The sequence below is a fragment of the Nonomuraea sp. NPDC049784 genome, from assembly GCF_040659615.1.
Lineage (GTDB): Bacteria > Actinomycetota > Actinomycetes > Streptosporangiales > Streptosporangiaceae > Nonomuraea.
Genome location: NZ_JBFAMX010000132.1, coordinates 1 through 22,842 on the forward strand (window position 1 = coordinate 1; position 22,842 = coordinate 22,842).

General features: G+C 70.5%; 21 protein-coding genes and 1 pseudogene. 10 read left to right on the forward strand and 12 right to left on the reverse strand.

All coding sequences use genetic code 11. The annotated features are described in order from the left end of the window. The 3 genes from AB0J09_RS25725 to AB0J09_RS25735 form a co-directional block, all read left to right on the forward strand. Positions 1–542: response regulator transcription factor (locus AB0J09_RS25725; RefSeq protein WP_360695966.1), on the forward strand; the 542-nt coding region annotated here is incomplete at its 5' end. 58 nt (positions 543–600) lie between these two features. Further along, a complete protein-coding gene (locus AB0J09_RS25730; RefSeq protein WP_360695969.1) occupies positions 601–1,887 on the forward strand; it encodes a cytochrome ubiquinol oxidase subunit I in 1,287 nt (428 codons plus the stop codon). Positions 1,888–1,897: 10 nt separating this feature from the next. Further along, a complete protein-coding gene (locus AB0J09_RS25735; protein ID WP_360695972.1) occupies positions 1,898–2,638 on the forward strand; it encodes a cytochrome d ubiquinol oxidase subunit II in 741 nt (246 codons plus the stop codon). A gap of 124 nt (positions 2,639–2,762) precedes the next feature. On the opposite strand, the gene AB0J09_RS25740 is transcribed toward AB0J09_RS25735, so the two are convergent. From AB0J09_RS25740 to AB0J09_RS25750, 3 genes are read right to left on the reverse strand one after another with little or no spacing between them, the layout of a single operon-like run. Beyond that, complete coding sequence (locus AB0J09_RS25740; RefSeq protein WP_360695975.1) at positions 2,763–4,511, reverse strand: 5'-nucleotidase C-terminal domain-containing protein; 1,749 nt, start codon at positions 4,509–4,511, stop codon at positions 2,763–2,765. Positions 4,512–4,536: 25 nt separating this feature from the next. Continuing rightward, entirely contained in the window at positions 4,537–5,304 is a 768-nt protein-coding gene (locus AB0J09_RS25745; RefSeq protein WP_360695978.1) for an alpha/beta hydrolase, read from the reverse strand. Then, a complete protein-coding gene (locus tag AB0J09_RS25750; protein WP_360695981.1) occupies positions 5,304–6,038 on the reverse strand; it encodes an SDR family oxidoreductase in 735 nt (244 codons plus the stop codon). Before AB0J09_RS25750 ends, AB0J09_RS25745 begins: the two co-directional genes overlap by 1 nt. Before the next feature lie 69 nt (positions 6,039–6,107). Between AB0J09_RS25750 and AB0J09_RS25755 the strand changes: the two genes are divergently transcribed. Then, the gene (locus AB0J09_RS25755) at positions 6,108–6,704 is read left to right on the forward strand and encodes a TetR/AcrR family transcriptional regulator (protein ID WP_360695984.1); all 597 of its coding nucleotides are present in this window, start codon (positions 6,108–6,110) and stop codon (positions 6,702–6,704) included. 140 nt (positions 6,705–6,844) lie between these two features. Here the strand turns inward: AB0J09_RS25755 and AB0J09_RS25760 are convergent, their stop codons facing one another. From AB0J09_RS25760 to AB0J09_RS25775, 4 genes are all read right to left on the reverse strand, one after another. After that, a complete protein-coding gene (locus tag AB0J09_RS25760) occupies positions 6,845–8,506 on the reverse strand; it encodes an alpha-amylase family protein (protein ID WP_360695987.1) in 1,662 nt (553 codons plus the stop codon). A gap of 29 nt (positions 8,507–8,535) precedes the next feature. After that, positions 8,536–9,681 carry a helix-turn-helix domain-containing protein gene (locus AB0J09_RS25765; RefSeq protein WP_360695990.1) on the reverse strand — a complete coding sequence of 382 codons (1,146 nt, stop codon included), beginning with the start codon at positions 9,679–9,681 and terminating at the stop codon, positions 8,536–8,538. A 63-nt stretch (positions 9,682–9,744) separates the two neighbouring features. Further along, positions 9,745–9,945, reverse strand: coding sequence for an EF-hand domain-containing protein (locus AB0J09_RS25770; RefSeq protein WP_360695993.1), 201 nt, complete (start codon positions 9,943–9,945; stop codon positions 9,745–9,747). Between the two features lie 31 nt (positions 9,946–9,976). Then, a complete protein-coding gene (locus AB0J09_RS25775; RefSeq protein WP_360695996.1) occupies positions 9,977–10,855 on the reverse strand; it encodes a LysR family transcriptional regulator in 879 nt (292 codons plus the stop codon). A 62-nt stretch (positions 10,856–10,917) separates the two neighbouring features. Here AB0J09_RS25775 and AB0J09_RS25780 point away from each other — a divergent pair, with 62 nt between their 5' ends. Further along, positions 10,918–11,898 carry an aldo/keto reductase gene (locus AB0J09_RS25780; RefSeq protein ID WP_360695999.1) on the forward strand — a complete coding sequence of 327 codons (981 nt, stop codon included), beginning with the start codon at positions 10,918–10,920 and terminating at the stop codon, positions 11,896–11,898. A gap of 129 nt (positions 11,899–12,027) precedes the next feature. Here AB0J09_RS25780 and AB0J09_RS25785 read toward each other — a convergent pair whose 3' ends face one another. Together AB0J09_RS25785 and AB0J09_RS25790 are read right to left on the reverse strand one after the other, a co-directional pair. Continuing rightward, positions 12,028–13,323 (reverse strand): hypothetical protein, encoded by a 1,296-nt coding sequence (locus tag AB0J09_RS25785; RefSeq protein ID WP_360696002.1) that lies wholly within the window; start codon positions 13,321–13,323, stop codon positions 12,028–12,030. A 126-nt stretch (positions 13,324–13,449) separates the two neighbouring features. Next, positions 13,450–15,753 (reverse strand): MMPL family transporter, encoded by a 2,304-nt coding sequence (locus AB0J09_RS25790; protein ID WP_360696005.1) that lies wholly within the window; start codon positions 15,751–15,753, stop codon positions 13,450–13,452. Between the two features lie 177 nt (positions 15,754–15,930). On the opposite strand from AB0J09_RS25790, the gene AB0J09_RS25795 reads away from it, so the two are divergent. Beyond that, positions 15,931–17,181 (forward strand): MFS transporter, encoded by a 1,251-nt coding sequence (locus AB0J09_RS25795; protein WP_360696008.1) that lies wholly within the window; start codon positions 15,931–15,933, stop codon positions 17,179–17,181. On the opposite strand, the gene AB0J09_RS25800 is transcribed toward AB0J09_RS25795, so the two are convergent. From AB0J09_RS25800 to AB0J09_RS25810, 3 genes are all read right to left on the reverse strand, one after another. Further along, a complete protein-coding gene (locus AB0J09_RS25800; RefSeq protein ID WP_360696011.1) occupies positions 17,173–17,637 on the reverse strand; it encodes a hypothetical protein in 465 nt (154 codons plus the stop codon). The genes AB0J09_RS25795 and AB0J09_RS25800 overlap by 9 nt on opposite strands. A 98-nt stretch (positions 17,638–17,735) precedes the next feature. Then, complete coding sequence (locus AB0J09_RS25805) at positions 17,736–18,851, reverse strand: FAD-dependent oxidoreductase (RefSeq protein ID WP_360696014.1); 1,116 nt, start codon at positions 18,849–18,851, stop codon at positions 17,736–17,738. 39 nt (positions 18,852–18,890) lie between these two features. Continuing rightward, a complete protein-coding gene (locus AB0J09_RS25810) occupies positions 18,891–19,511 on the reverse strand; it encodes a hypothetical protein (RefSeq protein WP_360696017.1) in 621 nt (206 codons plus the stop codon). 80 nt (positions 19,512–19,591) lie between these two features. On the opposite strand from AB0J09_RS25810, the gene AB0J09_RS25815 reads away from it, so the two are divergent. The 4 genes and pseudogenes from AB0J09_RS25815 to AB0J09_RS25830 all read left to right on the forward strand — a co-directional run. After that, on the forward strand, positions 19,592–20,221 hold the full coding sequence (locus AB0J09_RS25815; RefSeq protein WP_360696020.1) for a helix-turn-helix domain-containing protein: 630 nt from the start codon (positions 19,592–19,594) through the stop codon (positions 20,219–20,221). Positions 20,222–20,300: 79 nt separating this feature from the next. Continuing rightward, complete coding sequence (locus AB0J09_RS25820; protein WP_360696023.1) at positions 20,301–21,470, forward strand: homogentisate 1,2-dioxygenase domain-containing protein; 1,170 nt, start codon at positions 20,301–20,303, stop codon at positions 21,468–21,470. Beyond that, positions 21,452–22,225 carry a hypothetical protein gene (locus AB0J09_RS25825; RefSeq protein WP_360696026.1) on the forward strand — a complete coding sequence of 258 codons (774 nt, stop codon included), beginning with the start codon at positions 21,452–21,454 and terminating at the stop codon, positions 22,223–22,225. The genes AB0J09_RS25820 and AB0J09_RS25825 overlap by 19 nt, the downstream gene beginning before the upstream one ends. Next, a pseudogene (locus tag AB0J09_RS25830) lies at positions 22,222–22,842 on the forward strand (fumarylacetoacetase); the annotation flags it as partial. The gene AB0J09_RS25825 and the pseudogene AB0J09_RS25830, both read left to right, overlap by 4 nt.

The following is a 22,842-nucleotide window of genomic DNA, read 5'->3' on the forward strand; positions in this document are numbered from 1 at the left end:
CCCGCGAGCACCGGCCCGACGTGGTGCTCATGGACATCCGCATGCCGGAACTCGACGGCCTGGAGGCCACCCGCCAGATCACCGCCGACCCCCGGCTCGAGGGCGTCAAGGTGATCATCCTGACCACGTTCGACCTGGACGACTACGTGTACGCCGCACTCCACGCCGGCGCGAGCGGCTTCCTGGTCAAGGACACCGAGCCGGCCGAGCTGATCCACGCGGTCAGGGTCGTGGCCAGGGGCGACGCGCTCATCGCGCCGTCGATCACGCGGCGGCTGATCGCCGAGTTCGCGGGCCGGGTCAAGCGCCCCGAGCCGGGCCCTGAGCTGAACTCGCTCACCGAGCGCGAGCGCGAGGTCATGACGCTGGTGGCCGGCGGCCTGTCGAACGACGAGATCGCGGCCCGGCTCGTGCTCAGCCCCGCGACGGCGAAGACACACGTCAGCCGCATCATGACCAAGCTGTCGGTACGTGACAGGGCCCAACTCGTGGTCATCGCGTACGAGGCCGGCATGATCGTCCCGGGCTGGGTTACACCCTGAGTGGTACGCCGGGCGATCTCGGTGCGACCAGAGATGTACGGCAGGTTGCCGCCCGGGCATGACGCGGCTGGCGGAGCCGTACCGGGAGTCTCTGACCATGGACACCGTGGACCTGGCCCGCCTGCAGTTCGCGCTCACGGCGGGCGCGCACTTCCTCTTCGTGGCGCTGACGCTCGGCCTGGCGACGCTGGTCGCCGCGATCCAGACCAGGGCCACCTTCAGCCGCGATCCCGTGCACCTGCGGATGACGAAGTTCTGGGGCCAGCTCTACATCATCAACTACGCGATGGGCATCGTCACCGGGCTGGTGATGGAGTTCCAGCTCGGGCTGTCGTGGAGCGGGCTCACGGAGTACGCGGGGAACGTCTTCGGGTCGGCGCTGGCGATCGAGACGCTGGTGGCGTTCTTCGTCGAGTCCACGTTCCTCGGTCTGTGGATCTTCGGCTGGGACCGGCTGAACCGGTGGGCGCACCTCGCGCTGATCTGGGTCGTGACGCTGACCGCGTACGCGTCGGCGTTCTGGATCATGGTGGCGAACGGTTTCCTGCAGCACCCGGCCGGCCATGTGGTGGACGGCGGCGTGCTACGGCTGGTGGACTTCGGGGCGATGGTGGCCAACCCGGCGGGGCTGGTCGCGTTCGGTCACATCATGGGCGGCGCGATGATCACCGGCGGTTTCTTCATGGCCGGAGTGAGCGCGTACCACCTGTGTAAGCGCACCGCCGAGCAGGACTTCTTCCGCAAGTCGCTGCGGATCGGGATCGGGGTGGTGGTGCCCGCGCTGTTCGTCACCGTGACGTTCGGCGGGCTCGGGTTCGAGACCCTGCAGCCGGCGAAGGCGGCGGCGTGGTCCGGTTCGGCGGCCGAGAAAGCCGCGCTCCAGGCACAGATGGTGGCTGCCCACGGCCCCGGCGACTACCTGCCGCCGGTGGGCCTTGTGCAGGCCTCGGCCATCACGATGATGATGCTCTGGCTGGTGATGACGGTGGTCGCGTCGCTGAGCTGCCTGCTCGTGCTCTTCCGTCCGGCCGTGCGCGGGTTCAGGCTGTGGCACTGGCTGCTGATCCTGATGATCCCGGTCCCGTTCGTGACCATGCTGTCCGGCTGGATCTTCCGCGAGATGGGGCGCCAGCCGTGGGCCGTGTACGGGCTGCTGAAGACGGCCGACGCGATGTCGCTGGTGTCCGCGGCCCAGATGCGGTTCTCGGTCACCGCCTTCACCGCGGTGTTCGCCGTGCTGATCGCGATCAACTACTGGCTGCTGGCCAGGCACGCCCGCCGCGGGCCCGAGGCCGCGACGCTGGGCGCCACCGCTCCTGCTCCCTCCCCCGCCCTTTCCCTCTAAGGAGGCCGTCATGGAGATCTTCGTTCTGGCCTTCTTCGCGCTCGGCTACCTCGTGCTGGCCGGGGCCGACATCGGGGTCGGCATGGCGCTGCCGTACCTGGGCAGGTCGGCGGCCGAGCGGCGCGAGGTGATCGCCGCCATCGCGCCCTTCTTCCTGGGCAACGAGGTCTGGCTGGTGGCCACGGCGGGGGTGCTGGCCGGGCTGTTCCCCGAGCTGGAGGGCGCGCTGCTGAGCGGCAACTACACGCTGGTCGTGACGCTGGTCCTGGCGTGGGTCGTCCGCGACATGGGCCTGTGGCTGCGTGGACGGGTGCCGGGGCCGCGGTGGCAGGCGTTCTGGGACGGCGCGATCGTCGCCGGGAGCTGGGGATTGGCGTTGAGCTGGGGTTCGCTGCTCAGTCACGTGCTGCTCGGCATCCGCGGCCCGATCGCCGTGCTGCCCGCCCTGGTGCTGGCCGCCCTGTTCGCCACGCACGGGCTGGCCTTCGCGGCCCTGCGGCTGCGCGGGGCCCTGCGGGAACGGGCGGCCGTGCTTTCCGGCGGGGCGGGCGAGGGCCGCACCTACGCGCTGACCGCCGCCGCGCTGCTGGCCGTGGGGGTGCTGGCGGGGCTCCGGCTGCCGCTGCACCCCGGCACATCGGGCTCCCTGCTCGTGCCGGTCATCCTGACATTGATCCCGCTGCTGGTGGCCGCCCAGGGCTGGGTGTGGTGGACGTTCCGGCACCGGGTCACGGGACCGTCCTACCTGTGACCACCCAGCCGGTGCCCGTGCGCACGTCGCGGCGGCCCGCCACGTGCGCACGGTGAGCGTTTCCCTGGACTGAGGCCGGCCACGGTCGGCGGGTGGGTCCTCCCGTGCGCAGCCGTACAAGAACCTAGAAGACAGGCACCCCGTCCCTGGTCAGCTTCCAGTTCTGGGCGGCGAAGTCGCCCGGGTCGATGGTGGCCTTGGCGGTGGCGTAGTCGATCAGCGCCTGGCGGATCTCCACCTGCGCGTTGTAGAGCACCGGGGCGCTCGCGACGTGCGGGAAGCCGCCGCCGCCCGACTGCCGGTAGTTGTTGATCGCGACCACGAACTCCTTGTCAGCCGGGACCGGGGCGCCGTCGTAGGTCAGGTTGGCGATCCGCTGCCCCACCGGCTTCGAGACGTCGATGTCGTAGGACACGCCGGAGAGCTGGTCGTAGTTGTAGTCGGGGGTGTTGCCGGCGTTCGTCAGCTTGGTCACGTCCACCGGAGCACCGGGCGCGAGCTGGTTGAAGTACTTGGCGGAGTACTCCAGGTAGTCCTTGATCTGCGCGCCGGTCAGCCTGATCGCCAGCAGCGTGTTGTCGTAGACGTACAGGCCGGCCACGTCCCTGACGCGGATGTCACCGGCGGGGAAGACGGCGGTGCGGCTGAACGGCGCGGCGATCGACAGCACCGGCAGCGTGTTGTCAGGCAGCGCCTGCTTGACCGTCTCCACCTGCACGTGCTGGATGTAGTCGAGGATCGCCGTGTCCTTGTACGGCGACTCCGCGGCCGACAGCTCCTGCGTTGACTTGGCCACGACCTTGTTCACGTAGCCGACGGTCACGTCGTGCTGCGGCTTGAGCAGCTGGACGATCTTGGGGTCCTCCGCGACCGTGTTCGTGTTGATCGTGGTGGAGGACTTGCCGGTGACCACCCACCTGCCGTGCTGCTTGGTGAGCTGGAAGTCCAGCTTCGACAGGCGCTGGCCCCACCTGCCCGGCTCGGTCAGCAGCACCTGCTGCCCCGTGACCTTGTTCGTGACGAACCGCTGGGGCACGTCGTTGTGCGCGTGCCCGAACAGGACGGCGTCGATGCCCGGCACCTGCTCGGCCACCATCGCGGAGGCGTTCTCGACCGGCAGGTCGCCGCCGTAGGAGGACATGCCGTTGTCGCCCGCGTGCGCGGTCACGACGACCACGTCCGCGCCGAGGCCACGGATGACCGGCACCCACTTCTTCGCGGACTCGACCAGGTCGGTGAACCGGAGCTTGCCCTCGACGTTCGCCTTGTCCCAGATGGCCACGCCGGGGTTGGTCAGGCCGAGCACGCCCACCTTGATCGGCTTCTCGCCCTCGACCTTCATGGTCTTGATCACGAACGGCTTGTACGCGGGCAGCCCGGTCTTCTCGTAGACCGCGTTCGCGCCGAGCACCGGCGCCTTCATCTGCTTGATCCAGGTGGCCAGCAGCGGCAGGCCGTAGTTGAACTCGTGGTTCCCCAGCGTCACGGCGTCGTACCCGATGGCGTTCATGGCCTTGGCCATGGGGTGGGTCTGGCCGGTCTCGGTGATCGGCTCGACCTTGGCGTAGTAGTACGCCAGCGGAGTGCCCTGGATGGTGTCACCCGAGTCGAACAGCAGCGTGTGGTCCGCCCCGCGCTCGGCCCTGATCTGGTTGACCAAGGAGGACACCTTGGCCAGGCCGACGCTGTTGCCCGCGCTGTCGGCGTACGTGGTGTCCTTGAAGTAGTCCCAGTTGAGGCCGTTGCTGTGGATGTCGGACGTGCCCATGACCGTGACGGTGACCGGGGCGGCACCGGCCTGCGCGGGGGGCGTCACCAGGGCCAGCGCGCACAGCGTGGCGGCCCCGGTGACGGCGAGCTTCTTGGTCTGCATGAGGCTGGAGAGTAATCAGGACAAATCACTCGTTGGTTACGCGGGTGATGAACTCTCGGATAAGTGTTGTGACTTCGGCCGGCCGCTCGTGCAGGACGACGTGGCCACTGTCCAGCTCGGCGTACTCACTGCCGGGCAGCGCCGCGTGCAGCGCGCGGGCGTGCTCCACCGGGATCAGGTAGTCCCGGGTGTTGCCGATGACCAGCGTGGGGGCCGTGATCTTCGGCAGCAGATCCCTGATGTCGACGCGGAGGTCCAGCTCGATCTGTCTCAGCGTCCCGTGCGGGGGCTCGCCCGCCATGATGGCCTCGGCGCCGGCCGCGCTCACGTACCCGGGGCTGAACGCCACCAGCGGCCCGTACGCGGCGAAGCTCTCCGGGTCGGTGGCCGCCAGCCTGGCCCAGGTTCGCAGGCCGAGGCTGAGCCGGGAGTCCTCCGCGTGCGTCCAGCCGGCGATCAGCACCAGGCGCCTGACCAGCTCGGGATGCTCGGCCGCGACCGCCGCGGCCACGGCCGCGCCCAGCGAGAAGCCGACGAGGTCGGACGGCCCCTCGAACGTGGCCGCGACCTGTCCCGCGAGCAGGTCGAGCGTGAGGTCGCCGCCCGGGTCCGCGGTCTGGCCGCTGCCCGCGTAGTCGGGGGTGATGACGGTGCGGATGTCGGCGAGGCCCGGCACGAGGTGGGCGTAGTTGGTGACGGCGTCGCCGCCGGTGCCGTGCACCATGACCAGGCCGGGGCCGCTGCCCTCCCGGCGGTAGTGGACCTGGCCGGAGCTGTGGATGACTGTGGGCATCAGAGGTTCCCGCCGCCGGTGGCGTCGATGGTGCTGCCGGTGATGAAGCTCGCCTCCGGCGAGGCGACGAACGCCACCGCGTTCGCGATCTCGTCCACCTGGCCGATCCGGTTGAGCGCGTGTCTGCCGGCCGCGTACTTCTCCGCCTCCGGATTGCCGCGCAGCCACGCGGCATTGGTGTCGGTGTCGATGATGCCGGGCGCCACGTTGTTGACCGTGATGCCGCGCGGGCCCAGCTCCTTGGCCAGCGACAGCGTGAACACCTGCACCGCGCCCTTGGTCATCGCGTACGCGATCCCCTCGGGGAAGGCGATGCGGGCCACACCTGAGGTGATGTTGACGATCCTGCCGTCGTCGGGGATCAGCGGCAGCAGCTGCTGGGTGAGGAAGAACAGCCCTTTGACGTTGACCGCGAACACCCGGTCGTAAGCCTCGGGCGTCTCCTCCGCGATGGGCTTGGACATGCCGATGCCCGCATTGTTGACCAGCACGTCCAGGACGGCCGTCTCACTTCTCAGCCGCTCCGCGAGCAGGCGCACGTCCTCCTGCCGCCCCAGGTCGGCCTGCACGGAGAACGCGCTGCCGCCGTGCTGCTCGATCAGGCCGACGACCTCCTTGGCGGCCGTCTCGTCCCTGGCGTAGTTGACGGCCACGCGGAAGCCGTCCCTGGCCAGGCGCAGCGCGATGGCGCGGCCGATTCCCCTGCTGGCTCCCGTCACGAGGGCAGTCTTCATCCTTGCCATCCCTATCTTTAGCGATCGATACAGAAACCATAACATAGCGAACGCTATAGAATGGTGGGCATGGCCAGACAGCGGGCGTTCGACAAAGAGGAGGCGCTGGAGCGGGCGTTGCTCACGTTCTGGCGGCACGGCTACGAGGCGACCTCGGTCGCCGAGCTGACCGCCGCCATGGGCATCAGGCCGCCCAGCCTGTACGCGGCCTTCGGGGACAAGCGGCGGCTGTTCGAGGAGGCGGTGCGGCGCTACCAGGAGACGTACGGGGCTTTCACGACACGGGCGCTCGCGGAGGAGCCGACGGGGCGCGCGGCCATCGAACGGGTGCTGCGGGAGTCCGCCGCCGACTTCGTGAGCGACGCGCATCCGGCGGGATGCCTGATCATCACGGCCGCGGTGAACTGCGGGCCCGAGTCAGCCGAGGTCCAGGAGCTGCTGCGGGGGTTCAGGGAGGCGGCCAAGGGGGCGCTGAAGGCCCGGATCGACGAGGACGTGGCGGCCGGGCTCCTGCCGGCGGACACGGACACGGAGGGGCTGGCGACGTTCTACGCGGCGGTGATCCAGGGCATGTCCACACAGTCCCGCGACGGCGCTCCCGCCGCCGCCCTGCTCCACACCGCCGCCCTCGCCATGTCCGCCTGGCCCTCCACCCCACCGCCCTGACCCTCGCACCACCCCGTGACCCCGCGGAACACTGTCGGGCGGCTGTCCGGCGACATGCAGGGCGGCGGGCCAGGCGTCGCCGAGGCGGGACGACGGACCCTCCGTTGTCCAGGCGCGCCGCGTCGGCGAGACGTCGAGGGTCACAGGGCTTTGACCGAGGCGTCCTCCGGGGGAATCCGCGGAGGTGAGGCGCGGAGCCAGCGGCAGCCGTGGGGGCCCAGCGGGACCCGTACCGAGCCGTCCGCCGGCACCTCCAGCGTGCCGTCCACCAGGAGGTCCGTGAGGTGGTAGCCCGCTAACCCCTCCAACGTCAGCTCCACGTCCCGGGCGGTGTCGCAGAGGTTGTGCACGACCACCACCGTGGCCCCGTCGGCGTCACAGCGGTGGGCCAGGACCGCGCGGTGGCCGGTCTCCAGCACCGTGTAGCGGCCCCACGCCAGCTCAGGGCACTCCCGGTAGCGCTCGATCAGCAGCTGGAACCAGCGCAGCAGCGAGTTCACGTCCCGCTTCTGGTCGGCCACGTTCACCCGGTCGGGCGCGAACGAGCCCTCCGGGATCTCGCGTACCGGCTCGCCTTGGGTGAACCCGCCGTCCGCCGACCACTGCATGGGGACGCGGACCGCCATGCGGCCCTCCTCGTCGAGGTTCTCCCCCATGCCGATCTCCTCGCCGTAGAAGATCACAGGAGTGCCCGGTAGCGAGAACAGCAGGCTGTAGGCCATCTTGATGCGCCGCAGGTCCCCGCCGAACATGGTCGGCAGGCGGCGGCGCAGGCCGCGGCCGTAGATCTGCATGTCCTTACGCGGCCCGAACGCCTCGAAGACCTCCTGTCGCTCCTCGTCCGTGAGCTTGTCGAGGGTGAGTTCGTCATGGTTGCGCAGGAACATGGCCCACTGGCAGTCCTTCGGCGGCTGGGGGCGCTCGCGCAGGGCGCGGGCGAGGGGCGTGGCGTCGCTGCGGGCCATCGACAGCCAGGCGTTCTGCATGCCGATGAAGTCGAAGCACATGCTGAGCTGGTCGCCGAGGCCATCGCCGAAGTATGTGATCAGATCCTTGTACGGGACGTTGACCTCGCCCAGCAGGATCGACCCGCCCTTGCGCCGCGTCATGAACGCCCGCAGGTCCGCCAGGAACTCGTGCGGGTTCGCCAGTTTCGGGTTGACGTTCTCGATGAGGAACGGCACCGCGTCCACCCTGAACCCCGACAGCCCGAGCTCCATCCAGAAGCCGAGTATGCGCGCGATCTCGTCCCTGACCTCGGGGTTGCCGACGTTCAGGTCCGGCTGGTGCCGGTAGAAGCTGTGCAGGTAGTACTGTCCCGACCCCTCGTCGTACTGCCAGACGCTGTTCTCCTTGTCGGGGAAGACGATCTGCGAGGGGTCGTCCGGCTCGGGCGTGTCGGACCAGACGTACCAGTCGCGCATGGGCGAGTCCCTGCTCGAGCGGGACTCGACGAACCAGGGGTGCTGGTCAGACGTGTGGTTGACGACGAGGTCCGCGATCACCCGCAGACCCCTGTCATTGGCGGTGCGCATGAACTCCACGAAGTCGCCCAGCGTGCCCAGTCGCGGGTCGATGCTGTAGAAGTCGGTGATGTCGTACCCGTCGTCCCTGTTGGGGGTGGGGAAGAACGGCATGAGCCAGAGGCACGTCACACCGAGCCCCGCGAGGTAGTCGATCTGCTGCGTCAGCCCGCGGAAGTCGCCCACGCCGTCGCCGTTGCCGTCCTTGAACGTCTCGACGTCGAGGCAGTAGACGACGGCGTTCTTGTACCAGACGTCGGAGGTGTACGTCAGTCGCATGGGGCCCGAGCTACCCGCCACGGGCGCGATCACGCGCCCTGTAAGGCCTGCCTGGCGCGGAGCGCTATCTCCAGCTCGAAGCGGATGTCCGGATCGGCGAGTTGATCTCCGTACAGCTCCTCGAGCTGCCGCAGCCGGTAGCGCACGGTCTGCGGGTGCACGTGCAATCTGGCGGCCACCTCGCCCGCGCCGCGGCCGTACCGCAGCCAGGCCAGCAACGTCTCCGCCAGCCGGTCCTGTTGCGCGGGCCGCAGGTGGGCCAGGGGTGCGAGCCGCACCTCGGCCAGCGCGTCAACCAGCTCCTCGTCCTTGAACACCACCAGCGTCGCCATGTGGTCCTCGCACCTCAGCGGCCCCCGCGGCAGGACGCCGCGCCGCGACAGCTCGAGCGCCTCGCCGGCCCACCGCAGCGAGGTCGCGGCGGCGGCCAGGGGCACGGCGGGGCCGATCGCGGCCCAGCGCCCGCGCAGGGCATGCTCGAGCAGCCGGGCGCGGCCGGGTCCGTTGGGGTCGGGCGCGAGCAGGCATGGGACCGACCTGTCCAGGCCAAAGAGCACGTCGGGAGCCAGCGCGGGTGCACCGTGCCGGTCGTCGAGTGCCACGCAGGCGACGGTCTTGGGCAGCCGCCACCCGGCGGACTTGGCCAGCTCGGCGACGGCCTCCGCGCCGGCGGGCGGGCGGCTGAGCAGCAGGTCGAGCAGGCGGGCGCGGCGGCGCTCGACCTCGCCGGCCGCGTGCGCCCTGGCCTCCTCGAAGCCCTCGGCCGCCGCGTCGGCGAGCTGGTCGAGGTAGACGAAGATGGCCTCGCCCAGGTCGTACAGGGTCTGCGGGGACAGATCGAGCGGTTCCGCGAGCTCCGTGAGGCGCCGCCAGCCCACCCGGGCGCCGAGCCGCATCGCGGTCTGCAGCGGCTCGAGGTTGCGGCCCTCGGCCGCCTCGCCCTTGCCGATCATGCGGAACGGCTCGGGGTCCCAGGGCGCTCCAGGGTTCTCAATGCGGTCGAGGAAGCCCTCGACGGCCTGCTCGACCGCCATCCTGATGACCTTGAGGTAAAGACCGTCCGATGGCCGGGCGTACTCGGGGATCCGGGCCTGGATCTCCTCGATCACCTCTTTCGTGACCGTGCCGATGCCCGCCCTGAGCGCTTGCACGGGGATATCACTCGTGATGACCATCGTCCCTCCCGTCGCCATTGTGACCCAGGCAACAGGAGATTGTGTACAAGAGCTCGTTTTTTATCACTTCTGGAGGAAGTCGGCGAACTCCTCCTTGTCGATCAGGCCGTCGCCGTCCTTGTCGAGCTTGCGCACGCCTTCCTGCGCGGCCTCCAGCGTGACCGGCTGGCCGAGCACCTCCATCAACCGTACGAGCTCGACGGCGGAGATGCGGCCGTCGTGGTCGGCGTCGATGAGGTCGAAGGTGATGGCGTAGTCGCTCATGTCTCGCCCTTCCGCGGGATCCGATGTCGCGTCAGACCTTAGTGGTCACTTGTCGCAGTGCGTCGATGAATGCCGCGACTTGTGGGCTTCTATCCCCTTCGCGCCACGCGATGGCGAGCTCCCCCGGGGGCAGCCCCGTCACCGGACGGTAGGCCATGCCGGGCCTGTTGTAGAGCGCGGCGTTCCCCTCGGCCACGAGCACCACCCCGAGCCCGCTGATCACCGCCTCGAACACCTCCTCCGGCGTGTTCGCGGTGACCCCGACCACCGGTTCGTCGTCGCGGGCGTCCACCCCGAGCCAGAAATCCCGCAGCGGCCCGGCCGCCGGAGGCAGGGCGATGAACGGCTCGTCGCGCAGCGCCGCGAACGGGATCTCCGCCAGCTCCGCCAGCGGATGATCGTCCGGCATGGCCACCCCTCTGCCCTCGGTGGCCAGCACGTACGTCTTCAGCCCCGGCGGCACCGGCAGCCAGATGAACGCCACATCGGAGGACCCGTCGGCCAGCCCGCCGCTGGGGTCGTCCCAGCCCACCAGCCGCAACGACACCTCCCACCCCGGCATGGCCGCCCGGAACCGCCGCAGCGCCTCCTGCTGCAGCCCCCTGCCCACGGCCGTCTGCATCCCGATCACCAGCGTCCCCGCGGGCGCCGCCGCCCGCGCGGACTCGACCCCGGCCGTCCACCGTTCGAGCAGCTCACGGGCGGCCGGCAGGAGCGCCTCGCCCTGCCGGGTGAGCACCACGCCGCTGTGCACCCGTTCGAACAGCCGGAACCCGAGCTGCCTCTCCAGCACCCTGAGCTGCTTGGACAGCGCCGGCTGCGAGACGAACAGCCGCTCGGCGGCCCGCGTCACGTTCAGCTCCTCGGCCACCGCGACGAAGTACCGCAGCTCCCGCAAGTGCACATCCATAACCGATGGTTATACCAAGGGGTCTTGGACGCGCCGGGCGTCCGCGCAGCAGGATCGAGGGCATGAAGACACGAACGCTTGGCAGCCTGCAAGTCCCGGCCATCGGCTTCGGCGCCATGGTCCTGTCGCCGGGCGTCTACGGCGAGATCGACGACACCCGCGCCGAGGCGGCGCTCAAGGCCGCGCTGGACAGTGGCGCCACCCACGTGGACACCAGCGACGCCTACGGTGTGAACGGCCACAACGAGCGCCTTGTAGGCCGCGCGATCAAGGGCCGCAGGGACGAGGTGGTGGTCGCCACCAAGTTCGGCCTGGCGATCCCCGAGGGGGAGCCGAGCAGGTCGCATCCGGTCGGGTACGCGTTCAACGAGCTACGGGTGAACGCCGACCCCCGCCTGATCCGCGGCTACGCGGAACGCAGCCTGCGAAACCTGGGCACGGACGTGATCGACCTCTACTACTCGCACTATCCGGACCCCGGCGTTCCGATCGAGGACATGACCGGCGCGCTGGCCGAGCTCGTGAAGGACGGCCTGGTCAAGCACATCGGCCTGTCCAACGTGACGGCCGCCCAGCTCAGAGCCGCGCACGCGGTGCATCCGGTGACGGCCGTGCAGAACGAGTGGTCGATGTGGCGCCCCGTGGACCCCGGCCTGCTGGCGACCGCGAGGGAGCTGGGCGTGGGGATCGTGGGGTGGAGCCCGCTGGGCAACGGATTCCTGACCGGCACGGTGGAGACGCTCGAGGAGGGCGACTTCCGCCACAACGCGCCCCGCTTCTCCGCCGGCAACCTGGCGAGCAACAACGACCGCTACGCCCCGATCAGGGCCCTGGCCGCGCAGCTGGGCATCACACCGGCCCAGCTCGCCCTGGCCTGGCTGCTGCACCAGGACGAGCACGTGGTGACCATCCCCGGCAGCCGCACTCCTGCCCACATCGAGGAGAACCTCGCGGCGGCCGACCTCACCCTGCACCCCGACACGCTGTCCCGGATCGACGCGGCCCTGGCCAGGTTCGAGGTCACGGGCGGGACGCTCCTCTGAGCCGGTCGGCGGCCGCATGCCGGGTGATGCCCGCGCCCTGGCGTCGTGGGCGCGGTGCCCGGTCAAAAGTGCCCGGTCAAAACGACGGCCCGGGCACCGGCGATGCGGTGACCGGGCCGTCGAGGAGGGTCAGGCGGCGTGGAGGTAGACCTGGCCGAAGACCTCCGACAGGTTCTTCAGGTCGGTGGCCACGTCAACCTCGGGGTTGGCCGGGTCGTAGATGGTGGCCAGGCGGGCGCGCACCGAGTCGAGCTTCTTGAGCTGGTCCCAGGTGACGTTGGCGGCCCACTTCTCGCCGTACACCCGGCTGACCTGGCCCTGGTCGTTCTGCCAGCGGGTCCACAGCGTGACCGTCTCTGCGGCGTCGTCCTGGAGCGGGGAGGCGACGCGTTCGGTGATGGCCTTGGTGGCCTGCTCCTCGTTCAGCTGGGAGGTGCCCGAGGCGGCGAAGGTGGCGTCCTCGGCGGCGATCTGGGCGTAGGCGTCCCAGGCGCGGGCGCGTACCTGGATCCACTGGTTGCGCTGGGCCTCGGCGGCGTCGATCTTCCAGGTGGCGTACTCGGTGGCCAGGTGGCCCTCGTCGAGCGCGAGCTGGTCGATCAGGCCCTTGGCGAGCCACGTGCCGATGCGGTCGGGGTCGAGCAGCGGGTACTTCTTGGTCATCTCGGCCTTGCAGGCGTCGTTCGCGCCGCAGCCGAACACCGGGACCACCGTGTGCGCGGCCAGCTTCTTGCCCGGCACCGCGGTACGCAGCGCGGCCGTGGTCTCGTTGACGAACTTGTCCAGCTCGTCCGCCGTGGTGAACGTCTGGTTGAAGCCGAGCTGCGAGGTGAACCTGATCCCGACGACGCCCGGCTGCGCGGCGACCAGCGCGGCGATCTTCTTGACCGCCTCAGCCAGCTTGCCCGCATTGTAGTCGTCGGCCAGCTCGGTCTCGATCCAGAGGCGCATGTTCGTCTGCGCGGCGGCCTGCGAGGCCTTGCCCGCGGGGGTCTCCTGGGCGGCGGTCTTCTCCGCGGCGGTGACCCCGGTGGGGTCGACGTAGCCGCACTCATCGCCGTTCTGGCACTCGGGCGTGCCACCGTCCTCGGCGCCCGGGACGTCCGGGGAGTCGACGTCGTGCATCTCGCCGTCGCCCTCGGAGTCGGTCGGGCACTCGAGCCCCTCTTCGGTGCAGTCCATCGTGATCGGGGTCTGGGCGCCGGCGTCGATCATGTTCTGGCCGTCGTTCCCGAGCCAGAACTTCGCGATGTCCGCGGCCTCCTCGGGGGTGGCCATCCACCGGCAGACCACGTACGCCGGAGTGTCGGCGGACATCAGGTCGTTACAGCCCCTCGGGTCGTCCTCCGACCACGCCGGAACACCGATGCCTAGGAGTGAGAGGGCGAGTCCGATGGCGAAGAGCTGCCGTAACCGCAGTCGCATGGCACCTTACTTCCAGGGGATGATCGTGGGCATATCGCACACTATCTGGACGATCAACAACGTTCAATGAGATCCACGGCTTCTTCACGCCGTCGTCAACGGATAGTCGCCGGGTGAGTCGGGGCTTCACTCGTCCACCTCGACCCACGTCCAGCCGGATCCGTCGGCGTTGGCACGCACCGCCCTGGTACGGCCCTCCGCCACCTTCTCCCACTCCGGCCGCGAGACCTCCGCGGGCTCGGCGGGCGCCGGCACGGGATCGGTGTCCGCGCCGAAGACGGCCGGTCTTCCCTTGATGGTCAGCATCGGGCGCCTCTCCGAACCGCCCGCCGTGATCGGGCGACGATCCACGGGTGGCAGCGGAAGGGGGGACGGGGATAGAGCAGGGGACGGGTCCTCGCGGACCTCGTGGCGCTCGCGGGAGCGGAGCGGCCACCAGCCCGCGGAGCCCAGCAACCGCATGGAGGCGGGCCCCAGCAGCACGCGCACCAGCACGGCGTCCACCGCGATCGCCACGCACAGCCCCACCCCGAGCAGCCGCACCACTGTGATCCCGGCCGTCGCGAACGCCCCGGCGACCGCCATCAGAAGGAGCGCCGCACCCGTGATCACCCCGCCCGTCTCCCGCAGCCCCACCGCCACGGCCTCCGCGTGGTCCCCGGTACGGAGCCACTCGGCACGTGCCCGGGATACCAGGTACACCTCGTGATCCACGCACACCCCGAAGACCACGACCACGATCAGCATCGCCACGGAAGCGTCGACAGGCCCCGTGAAGCCCAGCAGGCCACCCTGGAACGCCCACGCGAGAACCCCGAACGATGCCCCGGCGGACAGCACGAGGGCCGGCAGCACACGCACGGGCAGCACCAGCGACCCCAAGGCCGCGCACAGCAGCACCAGCATCACCGAGCAGACCACCACCGCCAGCCACGGCAGGGTGGCGGAGAGGCTGTTCTGCAGGTCGAGTCGCGCGGCGGTGGGCCCGCCGACCACGACCAGATGGATGTCCGGCCCGGGAGCCACGGCCCTGATCGACGTGACCAGCCCCTCAGCCTCCGCCGACATGGGGTCGAGGTCATGCCGTACGGCAAGTCGTACGGCGCCGTTCTTCTTCGACTCCCCCACCATCTCGACACCGGTGACGTGCGGCAGCCGCTCCACCTGATCCATGAAGGACCGGGCATAGACGGCGTCGTCGGCCAGGATGTGTACGTCGATCGGTGAGAGGGCGTTCCTCGGGAAGTCGCGATCGAGGGTCTCGGCCACCCGGCGGCTCTCGGAGGCGGCGGGGAGCGCCCTGTGGTCCGCGTTCCCGAACTGAACGTGCGAGAGCGGCGCGGCCAGCGCCACCAGCACGACCGTCACCGCCACCAGGTACGCGACCGGCCGGCGCACCACGCTGGACGCCATGGCGTGCCACCCGCCGCCGTCCCGCCGTACGGGCCCGAGGTCGGGTATCACCCTCAGCGCGTCCACGCGTGGCCCGAGTACCCCCAGCAGGGCAGGCAGCACGAGCAGCGCGGCCACGGCCGCGACCAGCGCCACCACCGCCGCCCCCAGCCCGATCGAGCGCAGGAACGGCTGCGGGAACAGCAGCAGCGCCAGCAGCGACGCGGCCACCGTCGCCCCGGAGACGGCCACGGCCCGCCCGGCCGAGGCCATCGCCCGCGCCACCGCCTGCTCGCTCGTCGCCCCGCCCCTGATCTCCTCCCTGAACGCCCTGAGCATCAACAGCGAATGATCGACGGCCAGCCCGAGCCCGAGCAGCACGACGGCGTACCAGGAGTAGACGGACACCTCGGGCAGCAGCGCCAGCGCGCCGAGCACCGCGAGCAGCCCCACGACCAGCGGCAACAGCGCCGCTACCAGGCCCCCGAACACCACCACGAGCAGCACCAGCAGCACCGGCGCCGCGATGGCCGAGACGCGGGCCAGGTCGGCGGCCGCCTGGCCGTCCAGCTCCGCCTGCATCGGCACCGGCCCGCCGACCTCGACGTAGAGGTTCTTGGCGCTCCTGAGCCGCCCCGCGATCGCCGCGTAGCTCTCCCTCTTGGCGCCCTTCAGCGTGACCAGCGCGTACGTCGAATGCTCGTCCTTGGACACCATCTCCTTCGAGCCCGTCGTCCAGTACGTGGCCCTCCGGCGCACGTAGGCGTCCGGCAGCCCGCGCAGCGAGTCGTGCACCGCCTTCTTGTACCGCGAGTCGTACACCGTGACCGCCGGGTGCCGGTAGATGATGACCACGTCGGGGCTCTGGCCGCCGTACCACTGCTCGCTCCAGCGCGCGGCGGTCGCGGAGCCACTGCGCGGGTCCTCGAAGCCGCCGCCCGCGGCCCGGCCTGACATGGCCAGCGGCGCGAGGAGCAGGGCCGCCACCAGGCTCAGCGCCAGGAGCGTCCACCTACCGCGATAGACCAGCCGACCCATGGAGTCCCCTCGCCGACAGCAGGGCTCTAGCAAATTACGGGAGAATGGGGATCGGATTCTTGCCAAAGGCGGACACATTCCGCGTCCAGTCTTGTTACCGGAGGAATATTCGCACGACGGGGGCCGCGAAGAACGGCAGACTAGCGGGGTTTGACGTTTTCCAGGGGGTTTGGGCCGATGCGCAGCTATCTACGCGATCTCGGGCTGCTCCGGGATCGCCGGTTCGCGTTGCTGGTGTCGGCGAGGACCATCGCGTTCCTGGGCAGCGCGTTCGCACCGGTGGCCCTGGCGTTCGGAGTGCTCGGACTGCCCGGCGCCACCGCCTCCACCCTGTCCGTCGTGCTCACCGCCGAGGCGGTGCCCATGATCGCGTTCATCCTGTTCGGCGGCGTGCTCGCGGATCGGCTGCCGCGGACCTGGGTGCTGATGACCGGCGACTTCCTGATGGCGACGGGGTATTTCGCGCTGGCGGCAATGCTGCTCACCGGCTGGACCCCGCTGCCCGCGCTGTGCGTGGCGGCGGCGCTGAGCGGGGTGGCCACGGCGATCGCGTTCCCCGCGTTCACCGGGATCGTCCCCGAGGTCGTGCCGGTCGAGCGGCTGCAGGCCGGCAACGCGCTGATCGGCCTGGGGGCGAACGCCGCGCGCGTGGCGGGCGCGGTGCTGGGCGGCGGCGCGGTGGTGCTCTTCGGCGGAGGCTGGGCGCTGATCGTGAGCGGCGTGATGTTCGCGACCGCGGGCCTGCTGATCGCCATGATGCGGATGAAGCCGGTCGCGGAGCCGCGAGCGGCCGAACGGCGGCACTCGGTGGTGGCCGATCTGCGGGACGGCTGGCGGGAGTTCATCTCACGGCAGTGGATCTGGGTGGTGGTCGCGCAGTTCTCGCTGATGGTCATGGCCATCCAGGCCGGTCACGGGGTGCTCGGCCCGCTGCTGGCGAAGCAGACCCTGGGCGGACCGGCGGCCTGGTCGGCGTTCCTGGCGGGCGAGGCCGTGGGGACGATCGTCGGGGTGCTGACCGCGATGCGGTTGCGGCCGCGCCGTCCCATTCTGGTGGCCGTGCTGCTCTGCTTTCCGCCCGCGCTGCCGTACGTGCTGCTCGGGCTGGACGCGCCGCTCTGGGCGATCGTGATCGGGGCGTTCGTGCTGGGCGTGAGCTTCGACGTGTTCGGCGTGCTGTGGCAGACCACGATGCAGCGCGAGATCCCGGGCGAGGCGCTGTCACGGGTCAGCTCGTACGACGCGCTCGGCTCGCTGATGTTCGGCCCGATCGGGCTTCTGCTCGCGGGGCAGGCGGCGAACCTGTTCGGCACGGAGGAGTCGCTGCTCGGGTGCGCGGTCATCATCGTGCTGTCCACGCTCGCCGCCCTGCTCTCCCCCGGGGTGCGCAATCTCAGAGCGCCGGAGGGCGAGCCGGTCTCACGCTGACTTGAAGTAGGCGTTGGCCCTGGGCTGGAACATCAGCGTCACCGCCCCCAGCACGGCCACCACGTGCAGGATCCTGCTGGCCGCGAAGATCAGCCCCATCGCGTCCGCACCGGCGACGGCCTCGCTGATCGAGCCCCCGGCCAGCAGCCACTGGACGGGCTCGATCACGAGCGAGAGCGTGCCGAAGATCCCGAGCGTCGCGGCAAGGGTCAGCCGCGCCCAGTTCTCCCCGCGCCTGAGCCGCAGCGCCAGGAAGACGGCCGCGGCGAACACCGCCACCCGGACCCCGGCCTGGGGCAGCACCTCCGCGAACGTGGCAGTGCCCTCGTAGAGCAGTTGGGAGACCATCAGGACGGTCTCGAACGCGCCGAACGCCACGGCCGCCAGCCAGAGCATGGCGGCGGTCTGCACGACGGGCGGCGGGTCGGTTCTGCGCGGATCCATGACGGTGCTCATGGCGGGCCTCCGATAGGTGAGCGGTTGTACCTGGAGTCTCCGCCGTGAGCCCGGGCGGAATCATGCCCGCCGTCCCCCGAATTCCGGTAAGGCGCGCCCTACCAGGGCCGGCCGCTCGTCCTCAGCCCGCGGGAGGGGGCGCGCTCGTGCAGCCCGAAGCGCCCCTCCGGCCCGTGGTCGCCGTCGAGCACGCCCGCCACGTACCCGGCCAGAGCGGGAGCGTGCTTGAACCCGTGCCCCGAGTCGCCGCCCAGCAGCCACACTCCGGGCGACACCTCGGCGATCAGCCACTCGGCGTCGGGCGTGAGCGGATACTGGCACACCTGGCTGAACAGCACCGGCGCGTCCGCCAGCGACGGGAACCTGCGCCGCAAATAGCTCCTGGCTCGCTCGACGCTGTCCGTGTCCACCACGCGCTCGCCGTGCTCCGGCTCGTACGGCGGCCCTTCCAGGTCCGAGGTGGCCTTCATCCCGACCCCGTCCACGTCGCCGTGCCCGTAGACGGAGGCCCCGTAGTCCACCCAGGCGGGCGTCTCGGGCACGGACCAGGCGGGCGGCACCGCGAAGTGCAGCGTGTCCTGCTTGGTCACGGTGATGGGCACGCCCTCGAACAGCTCGGGCAGCCACGCGCCGCACGCCCACACCACCCGGTCGGCGTGCCGTACCTCGCCGTCGATCTCGACGGCCGCGGACCCGGTGACCGGCACCGCACGCGCCCTCACCAGCCGGACCCCGGCCGCCACCGCCAGCCCCGCGGTCACCTGGGTCGCCCGCCTGGCCCTCACCACGCCCGCGTGCGGCTCCCACAGCAGGAAGCTCAGGTCGTCACCGCGGTAGTCGGGGAAGAACCGCGCCCCGTCGGCCGGGTCCAGCACCTCACACGTGATGTCCAGATTTTTCAGGACTCGGGCGCTGGCGTGCTCCCACCCGTCCGGCGTCTGCGCGAACCACACCATGCCCGCCTCGTGGAACAGCTTCTCGCCGGACCTCTCTTCCAGCCGCCGCCAGCCGTCCCGCGCCTGCCAGGCGAGCCTGGCGTACCAGTCGTCGTCGCCGTGCGCGCAGCGCAACAGCCGCGTCTCCCCCGCGCTGGCCTGCCGTACGTGGCCCGGCTTGTGCTGCTCGACGAGCGTCACCTCCCAGCCGGCGTCGGCCAGCCGCAGTGCCAGCGATGAGCCCCATATGCCCGCTCCGACCACAATGACCGATTTCATGGGACCACGGTGACCGGAAACGGCACGCGACCGCAAGACTCAGACGACGATGAGCCGTACCACGACGCCCGCGCAGTTGCCCGCCACGCAGATCCGCACCGGCACCTCGGAGATGCCGGCCGCCGCGGGCACGCCGCCCACGTGGCCGTCGGGGCCGATGGTCACGCCGCTGGGCAGCCTGGCGCGGTCGGTCACGGTGAACGTGGGCACCACGGCCGTCGGGCCGCCGTTGATGCCGATCTCGTCGTTCAGCGGGATGCCGGCCCGGCCGGGGAAGGTCAGCTCGCGCGGCTCCCAGGGCACGTTGCCGTACACGATGAGGGTGAGCCGCTGCTCCTGGCACGACTGGCCGGCGCAGAGCCGGATCGGGGCGACGTACGTGCCGGAGCGCTGCGGCGTGCCGTACAGCAGGCCGCCCTGGTCGACCCTGATCCCGACCGCGAGATAGGCGGGGCGGAACGAGACGCCCTTCGTGGTGGGCAGCAGCTGCTTGCGCACCTCGATGCCCTCGGTGACGTGGAAGGTGTCCTCGACCAGACTGTCGCCGGGGGGATCGAGCGGGACATGCCGGGCTGTGAACGTCAGGGTGAGTCTGGGCACGGCGGAGTACACCGCGCACATGGCGAGCACAGCGAGCACCAGCACCCACCACTGCCGCATCGTGATCCCCCCCGACCGTCTGTTCCGGTACGTACCCTCTTCACCGCACAGCGTCACCAGATCACTGGATAATCGGTCGCATGGCCGCTGAATCCGCTCAGACCCTCGAACGCGGGCTCCGCCTGCTCAGACTGCTCGCCGACGGCAGGGGCGGGCGCACGCCGACCGAGCTGAGCGCCGAGCTGGAGCTGAGCCGTCCCGTGGTGTACCGGCTGCTGACGACGCTGATGAGCGAGGGTTTCGTCCGCAGGGACGCCGAAGGGCGGGTGCATCTGGGCTTCGGGGTGCTGGTGCTGGCGCAGGCCGTGCAGCCGCTGCTGCGGGCGGCGGCCGTGCCGGCGCTGCGGCGGCTGGCCGAGGACGTGGGCGCGACCGCGCACCTGACCGTGGCCGAGGGCGAGGACGGGCTGGCCGTGGCGGTGGTGGAGCCGTCCTGGACCGACATGCACGTGGCCTATCGGGAGGGCTCGCGTCATCCGCTGACGAAAGGCGCGGCGGGGCGGGCGATCCTGGCGCTGCGCGAAGGGCGTGACGACTACTTCACGACGGAGGGGCAGTTGCAGGAAGGGGCGCGGGGCGTCGCCGCGCCCGTCACCGGGCTGCCCTGGTTGGAGGCCTCGGTGGGGGTGGTGACGTTCGGGCCGCTGGAGGGGTCCACGGGCCCTCGGGTGGTCGCCGCCGCCGCCGAACTGGCCGCCGCGCTGGGTTGACATCTCCAGACCGATGGCGGACGGTTGTTACACATAAAGGACACTTTCGTCCGATTAACGGACACTACGGAGGTAGGGGATGCCGTACTACCGCGTCGTTGGGGAGGTGCCGCGCAAGCGGCACGTGCAGTTCAGGCGGCCGGACGGCGGTCTCTACGCCGAGGAACTGATGGGCGAGGAGGGCTTCTCGTCCGACTCCTCGCTGCTCTACCACCGCTATCTGCCGACCGCGATCATCAAGGCGGAGGCGGTCACGCCCACGCTGGAGACGCGGCTGGAGCCCAACCTGCCGCTTTCGCCGCGCCATTTCCGCACGCAGGAGCTGTCCAGCGCGGGCGACCTGGTCACGGGGCGCATGCTGCTGGCGGGCAACGGCGACGTCCGATTGTCGTACGCCACCAGCGACCAGGCGAGCGAGCTCTACCGCGACTCGATGGGCGACGAGTGCGTTTACGTGCAGGAGGGCCGCGTCAGGTTCGAGTCCACTTACGGCGTGATCGAGGCCGGGGAGGGCGACTACATCGTCATCCCGACCGGCACGATCCACCGATGGGTCCCGGACGGCCAGGTCAGCGTGCTGGCCATCGAGGCGGGCGGCCACATCAGGCCGCCCAAGCGCTACCTGTCGCAGTACGGGCAGCTCCTGGAGCACGCGCCCTACTGCGAGCGTGACCTGCGCGCCCCGGTCGAACCGCTCCTCGTCGAGGGCGAGGAGGTGCCGGTGCTGGTGCGCACGCGCGGCGGGCTGAGCAGGCTGGTCTACCGCAACCACCCGTTCGACGTGGTGGGCTGGGACGGCTACCTCTACCCGTTCGCGTTCAACATCAACGACTTCGAGCCGATCGTGAAGAAGACGCACGCGCCGCCGCCCGTCCACCAGACGTTCGAGGGGCCGGGGTTCGTGGTGTGCTCGTTCTGCCCCCGGCCGCTCGACTTCCATCCCGAGTCCGTGCCGATCCCGTACAACCACCACAACGTGGACTCCGACGAGTTCATGTTCTACGTGGGCGGCGACTACTCCGCGCGCAAGGGCTCCGGCATCGACGTCGGCTCGATCTCGCTGCATCCCGCCGGGTTCACGCACGGGCCGCAGCCCGGCGCGGTCGAGGCGGTGATCGACGCGGTCTCCCGCGGCGTCACGACGACGAGTGAGAAGGCCGTCATGGTGGACACGTTCCGCCCGCTCGACCTGGGCCAGGGCGCGCTGTCCTGCGAGGATCCCGGCTACGCGTGGACGTGGTCACGATGAACGTCTACACGGCGCTGGTGGACGACGCGGGGCTGTTCCCGCCGACGTCCCTGCACATGGACGAGGCGCTGGCCCGCAACCGGCGCGACCTCGAGCACGGCAGCACCGTGCTCACACACCGGTTCCTGTGCCCGGCCAGCCGGCTGCACCGGCTGCGCGACATGGACTACTGTCCACGGCGGATCGGGCTGATCGTGGATCAGGAGGAGGTGCCCGGCTTCGACGACCTTCCCGTGGACTTCGTCGAGGCCGCGCTGCCGTCAGGAACGACGATCGACACGCTGGCCCGCGGGCTCGGGCTGCCGGCGAGCGTGCGGCTCTTCGTGGAGGTGGCGGCGGGGAGGCCGGGCGTCGACGTGCCCGACGGCGTGGGGCTGAAGGTGCGCTGCGGCGGGCTGACGGCGGAGGCGTTCCCGCCGGCGGAGCATCTCTCGATGTTCATCAAGTTCTGCGTCGAGCACGACATCCCGTTCAAGGCCACGGCCGGGCTGCATCACGCCGTACGCCACTTCGACCCCTCGCTCGGCGTCGACCGGCACGGCTTCCTGAACCTGGTGCTGGCGGTCTGCGAGGCCGTGGAAGGCCGCGACCCCGTGCCCGTGCTGCGCGCCACCGACGTGGGCCACATCGTACGGCTCGCGAAGTCCGTACCGGAAGACACCGCGAAACGGGCGCGGCGGCTGCTGGTGAGCTACGGCTCATGCAGCACCAGCACCCCCGTCGAGGACCTACGCACACTGGGGCTGATTACGTGACTTTCGGAGTGGACAATCTTCCGTACGGGGTCTTCTCGCGCCCCGGTGAGGCGCCCCGCGTAGGCGTGCGGTACGGCGACCATGTGCTCGACCTGGCGCCCGCCCTGCACGACGAGGTCTTCAGCGCCCCCTCGCTCAACCCGTTCATGGCCCGCGGGCGCGCGGCCTGGCACGACACCAGGACGCTCATCCAGAACAAGCTCACCGACGACGCCTCCATGACGGAGCGGCACCTGGTCCCGCTGGAGCAGGTGCGGCTGCACCTGCCGTTCGAGGTGGCCGACTACGTCGACTTCTACTGCTCGATCGACCACGCGAGCAACATCGGCCAGATCTTCCGGCCCGGCACCGAGCCGCTGCAGCCGAACTGGCGGCACCTGCCCGTCGGCTACCACGGCAGGGCGGGGACGGTCGTCGTGTCCGGCACGCCGGTCAGGCGCCCGCACGGGCAGCTCGGGCCCGGGGTGTTCGGGCCGTGCGCGAAGCTGGACATCGAGGCGGAGCTGGGGTTCGTGGGGGGCGGGCCGCCCCCCAACCCCGCGCCCCCCCGGGGGGTGGCGGCCCATGGGTTGGGGGGATCGGGAGAGCGGGGGGTAGGGGAAAAGTGTGGAAAAAGG